This is a genomic window from Pseudomonas sp. LB3P14, assembly GCF_054898045.1.
Genome location: NZ_CM142714.1, coordinates 2,379,598 through 2,392,695, shown reverse-complemented (window position 1 = coordinate 2,392,695; position 13,098 = coordinate 2,379,598). Strand labels below are relative to the sequence as shown.

The window sequence follows — 13,098 nt, the reverse complement described above, 5'->3', positions numbered from 1 at the left end:
TGCCGCGAGGCGATGCATGTCCACTCCCGATCTCAACTTGCTGATCACCCTTGATGTGCTGCTCGCCGAAGGCAGCGTGGCGCGCGCCGCCAAACGCTTGCGGCTGAGCCCGTCGGCGATGAGCCGGGCACTGGCGCGATTGCGTGAAACCACCGGCGATCCGCTGTTGGTCAGGGCCGGACGAGGTCTGGTGCCCACCCCGCGAGCGCTCGAATTGCGCGAGCGGGTCAGTCAGTTGGTACAGGATGCAGAAGCGGTCCTTCGGCCTGCCGAGCAACCCGATCTCAAGCAGCTGAGCCGCACGTTCACGCTGCGCACCAGTGAAGGCTTTGTCGAGAATTTTGGTGCGGACCTGATTGCGCGCGTCGCCGAGCAAGCCCCGGGCGTGCGGCTGCGCTTCATGCACAAACCCGACAAAGACAGCACGTCACTGCGCGACGGGACGGTCGATCTGGAAACGGGTGTGGTGGGGAAGGCTGCTGGCCCGGAGTTGCGCACGCAGGGCTTGTTCCGGGACCGTTTCATTGGCGTCGTGCGAAGGGGGCATCCACTGAGCCAGGGCGAGATAACCCCCGCGCGTTATGCGGCGGGCAGCCACATCAGTGTCTCTCGGCGCGGGCTCGACAAGGGGCCCATTGATGAGGCCCTTGAGCCCCTGGAACTGGAGCGGCAGATAGCAACAATCGTCGCAGGCTTCTCCACTGCGCTGGCACTCGCCCGGGCCACCGACCTGATCGCCAGCGTTCCCGAACGGCACACCGCCAACCTGCGCGCCGGCATGCACAGCTTTGCGCTGCCGCTGCCGCTGCCGGCGTTCACTGTCGCCATGCTTTGGCATCCGCGGCTGGATGCTGATCCGGTGCATCGCTGGTTGCGTAGCTGCCTCAGGGATGTTTGTGCTGATTAAAAAGTTGTCAGATTTGAGCTAATGTTCATTGTTGAAACAGTGCATGTTTCACTCGTGTCACTGTCCAGTTTTTTGTTTGGTTATTGGTATATGGATGAGTCATTTTGATATAAAAACCCGTTGAACTTGTTGATGTGAGTGCGGTATTGGCCGTGGCACGAAGTGCTGCTCAAGGACTTTGTCGTCAATAGGAATTAGCCGCTATCACTATTAAATGGCGCAACGCTATCAATGGTGGCAATTAACTAGTAGTGAGCGTAGTTGTAACGTTTAAATTACTTAGTATGGATAACCTAATGAAATATAAATGATTGTGTTTTGGTGGTGACCAGGCTTTTTACCGTGTCGCAGCACGGCGAGCAAAGCGGGATCCAATTAAGGTTAATGACGAAATAGTGGCAGTCGACCTATCAAAAAATAACTTCACAATAAAGCTGACGCTTTTCTAATGCAGTGCTAGTGTTTGTAACTCCTTTTAACCGCACTTGTCTGTCTGCAGAGGCCGTGCGACATGCCGACTCCAACTCCACGGATTGCGATACTCGGTAATAGAGTTCCAAGCTTGAATCTTCCGGAGCTTGAACACTTCGCCGACCTGGGCAGCTTGTTGGCTGCACCCGCGTTTGATGTCTTGCTGCTGGACCTGCCAGCGGTTTATTCCGGGCGGGTGCTTCGAAAGTTGCGCTCGATTCCCCCTTATCGCTACACCCTCATTTTTTGTTGCCGTGATCAGAATGGCTGGTGTGAAGCCTTGGGTGACGGTGCGTGCCCTATCGATTCCAGCGAAATAAGAACCCTCTGGGGGGTATGGCAAGAACGCTACCGGTTGCTCAAACAGGGCTCCGCCCCCGAGCGTTTTGAAAGTCGGGTGATTTCCTGGTTGTGGTTGCGCGACAACGCCCACGTCTATGCCCTGCGCGACCCGGAGGTGCCCCAGCATTATCGCTATCCGTTGCTGGACGCCCTGGCTGATAACGAGCAGGTCAATTCGTTTGTCTGGCTCAGTTTGATGGTGCAGCAGGACTGGCTGGAAGAGGGGGTTCTGGTCGATCGCGTTCGCCTCTGTTCGGACTGTGGTTCGGGCCGGCTCAATTACATTGATGTATGTGCCGAATGTCAGGCGCTGGACATTTCACGGCAGCCTTCATTGCACTGCTTTACCTGTGGGCATGTGGGACCCCAGGAATCATTTCTCAAAGACGGGGTGTTGTTGTGCCCCAACTGCTTGAACCGGTTGCGCCATATCGGCAGTGATTACGATCGCCCCATGGAGAATTATCGCTGTCGGTCATGCCAGGCGTTTTTTGTCGATGCCGAAGTGCAGGCGCGCTGCCTGGACTGCGGCCTGTCACACACGCCTGACAAGTTGCGAGTACGCGAGGTCAGAGATTTCCGCCTGGCCGAGGCAGGACGTTTCCGCTGCCGCCAGGAGTTCGGCGATCAATCGGTTCATCACTTCGGTCGACTCACTCTGTTAGGCGGCAAGGATTTCTATGATCTGCTGACCTGGCAGATCCAGGTCGTGCGCCGCTACCCGTTGCCTGCCTTCTCACTGATCGGTCTGCGCTTCGTCAATCTGGCCGGTACGTTGTCTCGCCTCGGTGAGCATCACGGCCATGCCTTCATCGACAGCGTGGCTGATCGCTTGAAGGAAACCGTCAGGGAAACCGACCGCTGCTCTCGAAGTACGGAAGAGTACTTGTGGATCATGCTTCCCCATACCAATGGCAAGGGCCTGGAGTGCGTCAAACAACGCTTGAGCCGGGTCGCCGAGTTGTTTTCAGCACCGGAGGTCAGCGACATTTCCCTGCGTGTCGTCAGCATCACGGCGCCCCACGATCTTCTCGAGCAGGAAGATGGCGAACTACTACTGGCCCGTCTGGCCGGTGAGTTGGCGTGACACGCCATGAGCCCTTTAATGGAGCAACTCTACAACGCACTCAGCGCGCTCATGGGACCGGATGGGTTGAGCCGATTGTTTTTCATGCTTTTCCCCTTGTTTCTGATCTTTGAATTACCCCTGATGATCATGGTGCTGCTGGGTGTATTGCGCTGGTTCACGCGTCGGCGCACCCGTATACCGAAGATCAGCGTCTATCGGCCCAAGGTCTCTTGCATTATTACCTGCTACAGCGAAGGGATGGATGTTCAGACCACGCTGTTAAGCCTGTGCGAGCAGACGTACCCCGGCCACATCGAGATGATTCCGGTGGTAGACGGGGCCACGGTGAACCAGCCGACGCTGAGCGCCGTTCGCAGTTTTAACGTGGATTCGCAGTTGTACCCCAGGCGTCATTTGCGTCCGATCGCCAAATGGCAGAGGGGCGGGCGGGTGTCGTCATTGAACGCCGGTCTGTCGCTGGCCAGCGGTGACATCGTGATGGCGCTTGATGGTGACACGTCCTTCGACAACAACATGGTCAGCTCCATCGTGCGCCATTTCGAGGACCCGTCGGTACCTGCGGTCGCCGGTAGTCTGCGTGTGCGCAATGTCTGGGGCTCCTGGGTCACCGCGATGCAGGCGCTGGAATACCTGTTATCCATCCATATGTCGAAAATCGGTCTGGCCGAATGGAACCTGGTCAACAACGTCTCCGGGGCCTTTGGGGCATTCCGCCGCAGCTTTCTGGTGAAAATCGGTGGCTGGAACACGCACACCGCGGAGGATCTGGACCTGACGTTGCGCATCAAAAGTTACTTCAAGCGACACGACTTGAGGATTCCCTTCGAGCCGGAAGCGATTGGACACACCGATGCACCGTCGACGCTCGGTCAGTTTCTGATGCAGCGATTGCGCTGGGATGGCGACCTGTTTTTTCTGTACATCAGAAAGCACAATCACAACATCAACCCGAACTTATTGGGCTGGCCGACCTTTCTGATGATCCTGCTCAGCGGCTTCTTTTTTCAGCTGGTGCTGCCGTTCATCATCTTCAGCTACACCTTGCTGGCGTTATTTATTCTGCCGGGCAAGACGCTGTTGTTTCTGTTTGTACTGATCTATGCGCTGTACCTGATGATCACCACGCTGTTGTTCGGCGCCATGTTGTTGATGGTGTCCGACCGACCTCGAAAGGACATGATCCTGGGGTTATTGGTGCCTTTCTTTCCGCTGTTCATGCTATTTCTGCGGTGCTGGAGCGCAGTGGCCATGCTCAACGAGATATTTCGTCGCGGCCATGAAGAAACCTCGATGGCGCCGTGGTGGGTGCTTAAACGAGCCACGAGGTTTTGATATGCGATCGATACTGCTGCTCCTGACGCTGTCGTTGCCCCCGACGATACTGGCCGCACAACCACTGCCGCTTCAGACGGCGGGGGTGCAGTCGAGCCAATGGTCCCAGGCCAGCTATGTCTGGGACAGCGAAGCGTTGCTCGATCCCGATCAGCGTAAAGCGGAGCTTGAGCAACTGCGTAAAGCCGGGATGGACAAGATCTACCTTGGCCTCAAGGCCGCCCAGTTGAAAGACCTTGTCACGACGCGCCAACGACTGGAGCAATTGCTGCAGGACGCGGCAGGCGAGGGGGTGCAAGTCAGCCTGTTGCTCGGCGATTCGGCCTGGATCGAGCCGCAGGAACGCCATCAGCTCACCGATTTATTGGCGAAGCTGAAAGGGCTTTCATTCACCAGCCTGCACCTGGACCTGGAACTCGAGCAGCTGGGCGTACCGGTCCCGGATCAGCGTTTGAAGGACTTGCTCGACACCTTGCGCGCGGCCTCCGCAGCGAGCCCCTGGCCGGTAGAGATTTCCAGCCATCATCGCTGGTTCGCTGAGGCAAAACCCGGAACAACCTGTCTGCCGTGCGCGCTACCCGACGCGGGCGTGCGTCAGGTCAGCCTGATGATCTACACCCGCAACCCGAAAAACAGCGCACGAATGGCAGAGCAGATCGCCCAACGTTGGCCCGACCTGCAGTTTCGACTGGCGCAAAGCACCGAGCCGCAATTGGATGCCACGGAATCCTGGGCCGGCGCGTCGACTGAGCAGTTGCAGCACCAGACCCGTGCCTGGCGCGAACAGCTGCAACCACGAGGAATTGCCGGCATTGACTGGCAAGCCTGGCGAGACTTTCCAAAACGGTGAGCCGTCATGAAGATTCGATTCGATAGTCGTAAAGAACTGAGCCCGACCCAGGAACAGGGTTTGAGTGTGCTCTACGCCCCGGGCAAGCGCATGGCGTTTCGCGTGCGTTGGTATTTGATCCTGTTCCTGGTCGCGAGCCCCTTGCTTTGGCTGGGAGGAAAACTGGCCTACGGCATGCTGATGATCGACGCGCCGGCGCAATTGCGCCTGCCAATTCTCGAGGTGCGCGCACGGGATGCCGGTCGGGTCGATCAGCTGTTTGTTATGGCCGGGGAACAGGTCCAAGTCGATCAGCCGTTGGTCAGTCTCGACAATCCCGAATGGCGTGCGCGGCTAATGCAGCTCGCCGCGATGCCGACTAATACGGTGCGCGCCGCCAACACCCAATTGGACACTCGGGAGCGTCAGTTGCTCAGGACCCGAGTGAGCAGGACGGAGGAACGGGTGCAGGTGCTTGAAGACCTCGTTGTATCAGGCGCCGTCTCTCGTGGCGAAGTGCTGGCAGCCCAGTCCGAACTTGATGCTTTTAAAGCGGACCTGTTGGCGTTCGAGCGCCGCGAGCAACTGGCTCGTCAGTCGCCGTTGAGCGTTGAACGCGAGATTATTCAACAGGCCGCCGAGCAACAGTGGTTGAAAACGCGCCTCGCCGCGTTATCGGTCAAAGCCGCGCAGAGCGGTCGGGTTGCGGAGGTATTGGTCACTCCCGGCGAAAACGTCGGTGCCGGTACGTTGTTGATGCGCCTTGAGCGGCTGGAAGAGCCCCTGCTGTGGATCTATCTGGAACCGCTGAACATCAGCTATGCCGCGATTGGTCAGCCGTTGCGCGTTCGCATGCCCGATGGCGAGTGGTTGACGGCCCATGTTGTCCAGGCCGTCGACAGCGCCGGTCGCACGCCGACGGTGTTGCGTGGGCCATTCGCTGCCAGCGAAATGGGCTTGCAGGTCGCCGCCCGGTTTGATCGCCCCCTGTCGCCGCGCTGGAGAATCGATCAATTACCCTTGAATGTTCGCTTTCCGACCGACTGGCAACAGATGCTCAGTGACAGCCGTGAGCTCATCGAGCAATTAGGCGACTTCATTGCCATGGATCGAACACCCACCAGCGCACCGGGGAGTAAATAAATCATGACTGCCGATCGAATTCTTGTGACGGGCGGTGCCGGTTTCATCGGTTCGCACCTTGTCGAAGCACTGCTTGAAAACGGTTACAGCGTTCGGGTTCTGGACGATCTTTCCACCGGCAAATTGTCGAACCTGCCGATTGATCGCTGCCATTTGACCCTGGTGGTGGGGGATGTGGCCGACGCGCCGACGGTGGAGCGGGCGATGAAAGACTGCAGTTCGGTGGTTCATTTGGCTGCGGTGGCCTCGGTGCAGGCGTCGGTCGAAGACCCGGTCGCTACTCACCAAAGCAACTTCGTCGGTACGCTGAATATCTGCGAAGCCATGCGTCAGACAGGCGTAAGACGGGTGGTTTACGCGTCCAGTGCGGCGATCTATGGCAACAATGGCGAGGGCATGGCGATGACCGAGGACACGCCCAAGAATCCGCTGACTCCGTATGCCGCCGACAAACTGGCCAGCGAACATTTCCTCGATTTCTACCGACGCCAACACGGACTTGAACCGGTCATTCTGCGTTTTTTCAATATTTACGGGCCGCGTCAGGACCCTTCATCGCCTTATTCCGGCGTCATCAGTATTTTCAGCGAGAGGGCCAAAAAAAATCTCCCCATCACGGTTTACGGTGACGGGGAGCAAACAAGGGATTTTGTCTACATAGAGGACCTCGTCAAGGTCCTGGTACAGGCGGTCAAAGCGTCAAAACCGAGCATCGAACCGGTCAACATCGGGTTTAACCGATCCACCAGCCTTAACGATCTGGCGGCGGCGTTAAGTGAACTCCTCGGGCGACCCCTGACGTTGAACTACGATGCGCCGCGTTCCGGTGATATCAAACATTCACGCGCCGACAACAGCCGCCTGCTTCAGTGCTTCTCCCCGAGCACGCCGACCTGTTTTGCCGAGGGCCTGGGGCAACTGCTCAGAAGTATTGATTCCGGCGGGCGGTAGAGGCGAGCTCAGTCGCCAGCAAATGCTCAGCCAGCACATCATTCAGGAACCGGAACTGATCATTGAGCCCGACCACTTCATTGTTGAAGTGGTTAGCGGCTGCCGGCATCAGCAACGCCTCGAAGTTTTCGTCGAACACCAGTTCGAGCGTTTTGCGCGAAACGAATGATTGGGAATAGAAGTTATTGCCAAACACTGGAAAGCTCACGGCCAGGGTAACGGAGTGAATCATGACGTGCGCTCCTCGGACAGGACGTACCAGGAAAATACGCTCAATGTGACGGCCGTCAGGGCCAGGCAGGTCAGGAGATGGATAATCATGATTCGCCCCTCCGATGCGGGGTTTCGTGTTGGGTTGTGGTTGATCCTACGCTGACGGTTTTTGCGCGGAAGGCATTCGCGGCAATGGTGAATATCGACATAAGTGATGGACGGTTTTTTGGTGTTTTTGAGGGCCCCTTCGCTCCGGGCGGCGATCCGACGAAGGTGGCCTGAAGAACACCCTCAACCCCAAGCGAACAAACACCGAGACCTATACTCAAATTAATAGGCCTTTGAACACCGGACACTCCGTTCGGGCAAGTCTGTAGGAACCGCGATCTTGAACCTGCGTTCGCTGATCGTCGCCGTGTTGGTGGTGTTGGCGGGATGCGCCATGCCTGTGCGCGCCCCGGTGGAAGTGGTGCCGGTGGTGATTTCCCAAAGCACTTGGCAGCTGGTGGATCGTGAGATTGTCGCGGCGTCGCAATCGGCCACCGAGCAGACCAAAATCTACGCGCGCGGTGCCATGGATTACTGGCGCACGCGGGTCTATCAACTGACCGAAGAGAACTTCATTCCATGGTTCAGCAGTTACTGGACCCAGGAATGGCTATCGATGAAGGTCAGCTGGTACACCCTCAGCGCCAAGGGCGAGCAAGATGCCTCGGCCAAGCGCCTGGCGGCCTATCTGCTGGAGCAATACCAGGAGCGCGTGCTGGCGCCGGTCGCGGTGGAGATCGATCCCGACGCGATTCTCGGCCTGGCAACGGCGTTCTACGTGGACATTCTTCAGGAAGAACTGCAGAAAATCTCCCAGCGCCACGGCGTGCCGTTGGCTCAGCTCAATGGCCGAATCCAGAAAATTCCCGCCATCGCCCTGGGACCGCCACCCGCCCGCGACGCCTCGCTTTACCAGGTCGTGCACACCCAACCTCTGAATACGCTACCGGCCTACGCGGCGCTGATCGAGAAGATCCACAAGGCGGGCGGCGACAGGGGCGTGGGTTCGACCGATACCGCCATGGCGCCGGTTGCCAAGCGCGCCAGCAAACGGATGGAAGCCGAAATGGTCCCGCGAGGTGCGGCCAGTGCAGTGGCCGCTGCAGCGGGCAAATTGGCCGGGGGCTTGATTTCCGTCGGGGTGGCGGGGATTCGCGCGATTATCCAGGCCAATGACCGGCCGGACAGCGAGGCACTGATTCGCAGCAGTCTGGGCAACACGTTCGACAAGGCCTGGTTGAAACTGGTGCAGAACCCGACCACCGGCGTGATGGCCGGTACGTTGTACCTGGCGGCGCAAATCGAGGGCAATCTGGCGGGGAGCGCCGAAGTACCGTCGGTCAGTTCGGGCAGCGGATCTGTCGATTGGGGCCCGTCGGAATCGACTAACCAGCAGATCGACCCTCTACCCCCAGCAGGAGAATGACCATGTCCTACGTTGATGGCTTTGTCGCAGCCGTACCCACCGCCAACCGTGAGAAGTTCAAGAAACACGCCGAAACAGCCGCCGCTATTTTCAAGGAAAATGGCGCGCTCAACGTCACCGAATGCTGGGGTGACGACGTGCCTGATGGCAAGGTGACGTCGTTTCCCATGGCCGTAAAACTCAAGGACGACGAAACCGTGATCTTTTCCTGGATCATCTGGCCTGACAAGGCCACTCGTGACGCCGCCATGGAAAAGTTCATGCACGATCCGCGGATGCAGCCCGACGCCAATCCGATGCCATTCGATGGTCAGCGGTTGATCTTTGGCGGTTTCGAAATAATCGTCAAAGCCTGACGCCAACCGCAGGATCACTCCGACGCCGGGGTGGTCCTGCAACTCTTGCGATGACGAATCTCGCTGTCTGTCGGCCGCTCTTTGACGAACTCGAAGCGCGGCTCACCTTCGTTGTAATGAACCAGCCAGCCCCATTCCAGCTCGGACTCATCCTGACCGGGTTTCGGTGGCACGGCCCACCATGGCTCTTTGCTGATGATCTCTCGCATGGCCCCCTCCAAATGAACCGTTTGCATGAACTATAACTTGGATGTCAGGAGGTGCCAGCTATGAGCGACGAATCCCATGAGCCGTTAAAACGACTGTTTTTTGCCCTGAACTGCGCACCCGAGCAACGTCGAGCCATTGCCCAGTGGCGCAGCGCGCTTGGGCTCAGGAGTGGACGCCCGGTGCCGGCGGAAAACTTTCACCTGACGTTGATGTTTTTGGGCGCGGTTGGCGTGGCGCAGATTGCCGATATTTGCACGGCCGCCGCGAATGTTCGAACGCCGGGTGTGGCTTTGAGGGTTGCGCTTGATCGGCTGGATGTCTGGCGCAGGGCAGGGGTGTTGGTGCTCGCGCCTGAGCAGGCATCACCGGAGTTGCTTCGTCTGGTGTATGCCCTGGAGCAGGCAATGCTGCCGTTCGGGTTTGAGGATTCACCCAAGGAATTCCGCCCGCATTTGACCTTGATGCGCGACTACCGAGTGCCGGTGCCTGAGTCCACGACACCGCCCGAGTTTTATCTGCGGGCTGATCACTTCACGCTGTTCGAATCCCATAAGGGTCGCTATCGAGCATTGGCTGAGTGGCCGCTCGTTCCATCATAAAAAAAGGCGCCCGAGGAGGGCGCCCAAATTCACCTTAACCGAGGAAGCCAGGTGAGGCCGTTCTGCAGAGAGGAGTGCAGCGGTGGTAAGGCGCTGCGTGAACGGAAATCTTCGGCATTGATCGTTCCCACGCGCAGCAAAGGAATGCAGCCCGGGACGCTCCGCGTCCCTCCAAAGCCGAACGCAGAGCGTCCGAGGAGGCATTCCCACGCAGAGCGTGGGAACGATCGGTGTCGAGTGAATTACTTACCGAGCTTCACCCGCGTCCATCCCCGGGTCATCACCCGCTGAACGCCAATCGGCATATCCGGAATGGCATACAACGTCGCCATCACCGCTTGCGACGGATACGAACCCGGATCATCCCGAATCGCTTCATCCACCAAGGGCGTCGCCGCCGCGTTGGCGTTGCTGTAGCCGATGTTGTTGGTGATCTCGGCGATGATGTCCGGGCGCATCAGGAAGTTCATGAACAGGTAGGCGTTTTCCACGTTCGCCGCGTCCCGTGGGATGGCGACCATGTCATAGAAACTGCCCGCACCTTCTTTCGGAATGCTGTAGTCGACCTGCACTTTGTCGCCGGCATCCTTGGCGCGAGCCTTGGCTTGCAGCACATCGCCGGAGTAACCGACGGCGACGCAGATGTTGCCGTTGGCCAGGTCCGAGATGTATTTCGACGAATGGAAGTACGCCACCGAAGGGCGGATTTTCATGAACAGCGCTTCAGCTTCGGCGATCTGATCCTTGTCCTGCGAGTTCACCGGGTAGCCCAGATAGTGCAGGGCGGCTGGGAGCATCTCGGTCGGCGAATCGAGGAAACTGATGCCGCAGGCTTTCAGCTTGGCGGCGTTTTCCGGTTTGAACAGCAAGTCCCAGGAGTTGGTCGGCGCGTTAGTGCCGAGTACTTCCTTGACCTTGTCCGGGTTAAAACCGATGCCGATCGAGCCCCACATGTACGGGAAGGCATGACCGTTATCCGGGTCGCTGGCGGCGGCGTTTTTCAGCAGGGTCGGGTTGAGGTTTTTCCAGTTCGGCAGTTTCGACTTGTCCAGTTCCTGATAGACGCCCGCCTTGATCTGCTTGGCCAGGAAACTGTTGGACGGCACGACGATGTCGTAGCCGGACTTGCCGGCGAGCAGCCGTGCTTCAAGGGTTTCATTGCTGTCGAACACATCGTAGGTCACGCGGATGCCGGTTTCGTCTTCGAACTTCTTGACGGTGTCCGGGGCGATGTAATCCGACCAGTTGTAGACGCGCAGTACCTTGTCATTGGCCTGGGCGCCGGTGGCGATCGCGCCCAATAAGGACAGTGTCAGCAGAGTCCTGCCAAACATTTTCATCGGTACAACTCCATTCTTTTTATCCAGGCTCTTGTTATGAAAAGCATGCAAAACCGTGAAACGCGACGGCCTAGGCCGTCGCTTCTACCATTTGCTTTTTAGGTTGCTGCCAGGATTCGCTGGCGGTCTGGTCCATCGCTTCCTGAATCGCACGTTTGCGGGTAGCTTCGGCGCGGCGGCTGAAGTACCAGACCATGAAGGTCACGATCGATACCGCCAACAGAATCAGGCTGGCCACGGCGTTGATCTCAGGCTTCACGCCCAGACGTACCGCCGAGAACACTTCCATCGGCAGGGTCGTCGAACCTGGGCCGGACACGAAGCTCGCCAACACCAGGTCATCCAGCGACAAGGCAAACGACATCATGCCGCCGGCTGCCAGGGACGGCGCGATCATCGGAATGGTGATCAGGAAAAACACCTTGAACGGCTTCGCCCCGAGGTCCATGGCCGCTTCTTCGATGGACAGGTCCAGCTCACGCAAACGCGCCGAGACCACCACTGCCACATACGCCGCACAGAACGTGGTGTGCGCGATCCAGATGGTGACGATGCCGCGCTCCATCGGCCAGCCGATCAACTGCGCCATCGCTACAAACAACAGCAACAGCGACAGACCGGTGATCACTTCCGGCATCACCAACGGCGCCGTCACCAAACCACCGAACAACGTGCGGCCCTTGAAACGCGTCACGCGAGTCAGTACAAACGCCGCCAACGTGCCCAGCGCTACAGCAGCAATCGCGGTGTAGCAGGCGATTTCCAGCGAACGCACCACCGAACCCATCAGTTGCGAGTTATCGAGCAGGCCGGCGTACCACTTGAACGACCAGCCGCCCCATACGGTTACCAGCTTCGAGGCGTTGAACGAGTAGATCACCAGAATCAACATCGGCAGGTAGATAAACGACAAGCCGAAAATCAGCATGAACTTTGAAAATCCGAAGCGTTTCATCCCCGTGCCTCCATCTCTTTGGCCTGGCTGCGGTTGAACAGCAGAATCGGCACAATCAGGATCAACAGCATCACCACCGCCAGGGCAGACGCCACCGGCCAGTCGCGGTTATTGAAGAACTCTTGCCACAGTACGCGACCGATCATCAGGGTCTCCGGGCCGCCCAGCAGTTCTGGAATCACGAACTCACCGACCACCGGAATGAACACCAGCATGCAGCCGGCGATGATCCCGTTTTTGGCCAGCGGCACAGTGATTTTCCAGAAGTTGTTGAAGTTGCTCGAACCGAGGTCCGAAGCGGCTTCCAGCAGGCTTTGATCGTGCTTGACCAGGTTGGCGTACAGCGGCAACACCATGAACGGCAGATACGCATACACCACGCCTATATATACGGCGGTGTTGGTGTTGAGGATCTCGATCGGGTGGTCGGTCAGCCCGGTCCACATCAGGAACGCGTTGAGCAAACCGTTGTTGCTGAGGATGCCCATCCACGCATAAACGCGGATCAGGATCGCGGTCCAGGTCGGCATCATGATCAGCAACAGCAGGACGTTTTGCGTTTCCTTGTTCGCCTTGGTGATCGCGTAGGCCATCGGGAAACCGATCACCAGGCACATCAGCGTGCTTAAAAACGCCACCTTCAACGAGCCGAAGTACGCCGAGATGTACAACTCATCCTGGGTGAGCAACGAGTAGTTGCCGAGGTTCAGCAGCAGCTGGAATTTCTGCTCGGCGAAAGTGTAGATCTCTGAGTAAGGAGGAATGGCCAGGGCCGCTTCCGAGAAGCTGATCTTCATCACCAGGAAGAACGGCAGCATGAAGAACAGGAACAGCCACAGGAAAGGAACCCCGATGACGAGCTTTCGACCACTCGGCATCAGCCGCA

The 13,098-nt window shown here is 58.1% G+C and carries 14 protein-coding genes; 9 read left to right on the top strand and 5 right to left on the bottom strand.

The window, feature by feature from the left end; genetic code table 11:
- The first annotated feature begins 16 nt into the window (after nt 1–16).
- The 6 genes from ACYZT5_RS10995 to ACYZT5_RS10970 all read left to right on the top strand — a co-directional run bounded on the left by ACYZT5_RS10995 (nt 17) and on the right by ACYZT5_RS10970 (nt 7,065).
- Nucleotides 17–907: a LysR family transcriptional regulator gene (locus ACYZT5_RS10995; RefSeq protein ID WP_462051123.1), complete on the top strand. Its 891-nt coding sequence runs from the start codon at nt 17–19 to the stop codon at nt 905–907.
- A gap of 562 nt (nt 908–1,469) precedes the next feature.
- Complete coding sequence (locus ACYZT5_RS10990; RefSeq protein ID WP_462051122.1) at nt 1,470–2,807, top strand: TackOD1 domain-containing metal-binding protein; 1,338 nt, start codon at nt 1,470–1,472, stop codon at nt 2,805–2,807.
- A gap of 6 nt (nt 2,808–2,813) precedes the next feature.
- Nucleotides 2,814–4,142, top strand: coding sequence for a glycosyltransferase family 2 protein (locus tag ACYZT5_RS10985; RefSeq protein ID WP_462051121.1), 1,329 nt, complete (start codon nt 2,814–2,816; stop codon nt 4,140–4,142).
- 1 nt (nt 4,143) lies between these two features.
- A complete protein-coding gene (locus ACYZT5_RS10980) occupies nt 4,144–4,992 on the top strand; it encodes a hypothetical protein (RefSeq protein WP_462051120.1) in 849 nt (282 codons plus the stop codon).
- A 6-nt stretch (nt 4,993–4,998) separates the two neighbouring features.
- Nucleotides 4,999–6,114 carry an HlyD family secretion protein gene (locus ACYZT5_RS10975; RefSeq protein ID WP_462051119.1) on the top strand — a complete coding sequence of 372 codons (1,116 nt, stop codon included), beginning with the start codon at nt 4,999–5,001 and terminating at the stop codon, nt 6,112–6,114.
- Between the two features lie 3 nt (nt 6,115–6,117).
- The gene (locus ACYZT5_RS10970) at nt 6,118–7,065 is read left to right on the top strand and encodes an NAD-dependent epimerase/dehydratase family protein (protein ID WP_462051118.1); all 948 of its coding nucleotides are present in this window, start codon (nt 6,118–6,120) and stop codon (nt 7,063–7,065) included.
- Here ACYZT5_RS10970 and ACYZT5_RS10965 read toward each other — a convergent pair.
- Nucleotides 7,037–7,297, bottom strand: a complete 261-nt coding sequence (locus tag ACYZT5_RS10965; RefSeq protein WP_462051117.1) for a hypothetical protein — start codon at nt 7,295–7,297, stop codon at nt 7,037–7,039. The genes ACYZT5_RS10970 and ACYZT5_RS10965 overlap by 29 nt on opposite strands.
- 369 nt (nt 7,298–7,666) lie before the next feature.
- On the opposite strand from ACYZT5_RS10965, the gene ACYZT5_RS10960 reads away from it, so the two are divergent.
- Entirely contained in the window at nt 7,667–8,752 is a 1,086-nt protein-coding gene (locus ACYZT5_RS10960) for a hypothetical protein (RefSeq protein WP_462051116.1), read from the top strand.
- A gap of 2 nt (nt 8,753–8,754) precedes the next feature.
- Entirely contained in the window at nt 8,755–9,108 is a 354-nt protein-coding gene (locus ACYZT5_RS10955; protein ID WP_462051115.1) for a DUF1428 domain-containing protein, read from the top strand.
- 14 nt (nt 9,109–9,122) lie between these two features.
- On the opposite strand, the gene ACYZT5_RS10950 is transcribed toward ACYZT5_RS10955, so the two are convergent.
- Complete coding sequence (locus ACYZT5_RS10950) at nt 9,123–9,317, bottom strand: hypothetical protein (protein WP_462051114.1); 195 nt, start codon at nt 9,315–9,317, stop codon at nt 9,123–9,125.
- Between the two features lie 60 nt (nt 9,318–9,377).
- Between ACYZT5_RS10950 and thpR the strand changes: the two genes are divergently transcribed.
- Nucleotides 9,378–9,917 (top strand): RNA 2',3'-cyclic phosphodiesterase, encoded by a 540-nt coding sequence (gene thpR / locus ACYZT5_RS10945; protein ID WP_462051113.1) that lies wholly within the window; start codon nt 9,378–9,380, stop codon nt 9,915–9,917.
- A gap of 242 nt (nt 9,918–10,159) precedes the next feature.
- Here thpR and ACYZT5_RS10940 read toward each other — a convergent pair whose 3' ends face one another.
- The 3 genes from ACYZT5_RS10940 to ACYZT5_RS10930 all read right to left on the bottom strand — a co-directional run bounded on the left by ACYZT5_RS10940 (nt 10,160) and on the right by ACYZT5_RS10930 (nt 13,090).
- Nucleotides 10,160–11,257 carry a polyamine ABC transporter substrate-binding protein gene (locus tag ACYZT5_RS10940; protein WP_462051112.1) on the bottom strand — a complete coding sequence of 366 codons (1,098 nt, stop codon included), beginning with the start codon at nt 11,255–11,257 and terminating at the stop codon, nt 10,160–10,162.
- 70 nt (nt 11,258–11,327) lie between these two features.
- A complete protein-coding gene (locus tag ACYZT5_RS10935) occupies nt 11,328–12,212 on the bottom strand; it encodes an ABC transporter permease subunit (protein WP_056745156.1) in 885 nt (294 codons plus the stop codon).
- Nucleotides 12,209–13,090, bottom strand: coding sequence for an ABC transporter permease subunit (locus tag ACYZT5_RS10930; RefSeq protein WP_462052229.1), 882 nt, complete (start codon nt 13,088–13,090; stop codon nt 12,209–12,211). Before ACYZT5_RS10930 ends, ACYZT5_RS10935 begins: the two co-directional genes overlap by 4 nt.
- Between the last annotated feature and the right edge of the window lie 8 nt (nt 13,091–13,098).

Excerpts from the sequence above, each read along its gene's own strand:
- ACYZT5_RS10995 (WP_462051123.1), top strand. The coding sequence starts at position 17 with ATGTCCACTCCCGATCTCAACTTGCTGATCACCCTTGATGTGCTGCTC.
- ACYZT5_RS10985 (WP_462051121.1), top strand. The coding sequence starts at position 2,814 with ATGAGCCCTTTAATGGAGCAACTCTACAACGCACTCAGCGCGCTCATG.
- ACYZT5_RS10980 (WP_462051120.1), top strand. The coding sequence starts at position 4,144 with ATGCGATCGATACTGCTGCTCCTGACGCTGTCGTTGCCCCCGACGATA.
- ACYZT5_RS10975 (WP_462051119.1), top strand. The coding sequence starts at position 4,999 with ATGAAGATTCGATTCGATAGTCGTAAAGAACTGAGCCCGACCCAGGAA.
- ACYZT5_RS10970 (WP_462051118.1), top strand. The coding sequence starts at position 6,118 with ATGACTGCCGATCGAATTCTTGTGACGGGCGGTGCCGGTTTCATCGGT.
- ACYZT5_RS10965 (WP_462051117.1), bottom strand. The coding sequence starts at position 7,297 with ATGATTCACTCCGTTACCCTGGCCGTGAGCTTTCCAGTGTTTGGCAAT.
- ACYZT5_RS10955 (WP_462051115.1), top strand. The coding sequence starts at position 8,755 with ATGTCCTACGTTGATGGCTTTGTCGCAGCCGTACCCACCGCCAACCGT.
- ACYZT5_RS10950 (WP_462051114.1), bottom strand. The coding sequence starts at position 9,317 with ATGCGAGAGATCATCAGCAAAGAGCCATGGTGGGCCGTGCCACCGAAA.
- thpR (WP_462051113.1), top strand. The coding sequence starts at position 9,378 with ATGAGCGACGAATCCCATGAGCCGTTAAAACGACTGTTTTTTGCCCTG.
- ACYZT5_RS10940 (WP_462051112.1), bottom strand. The coding sequence starts at position 11,257 with ATGAAAATGTTTGGCAGGACTCTGCTGACACTGTCCTTATTGGGCGCG.
- ACYZT5_RS10935 (WP_056745156.1), bottom strand. The coding sequence starts at position 12,212 with ATGAAACGCTTCGGATTTTCAAAGTTCATGCTGATTTTCGGCTTGTCG.
- ACYZT5_RS10930 (WP_462052229.1), bottom strand. The coding sequence starts at position 13,090 with ATGCCGAGTGGTCGAAAGCTCGTCATCGGGGTTCCTTTCCTGTGGCTG.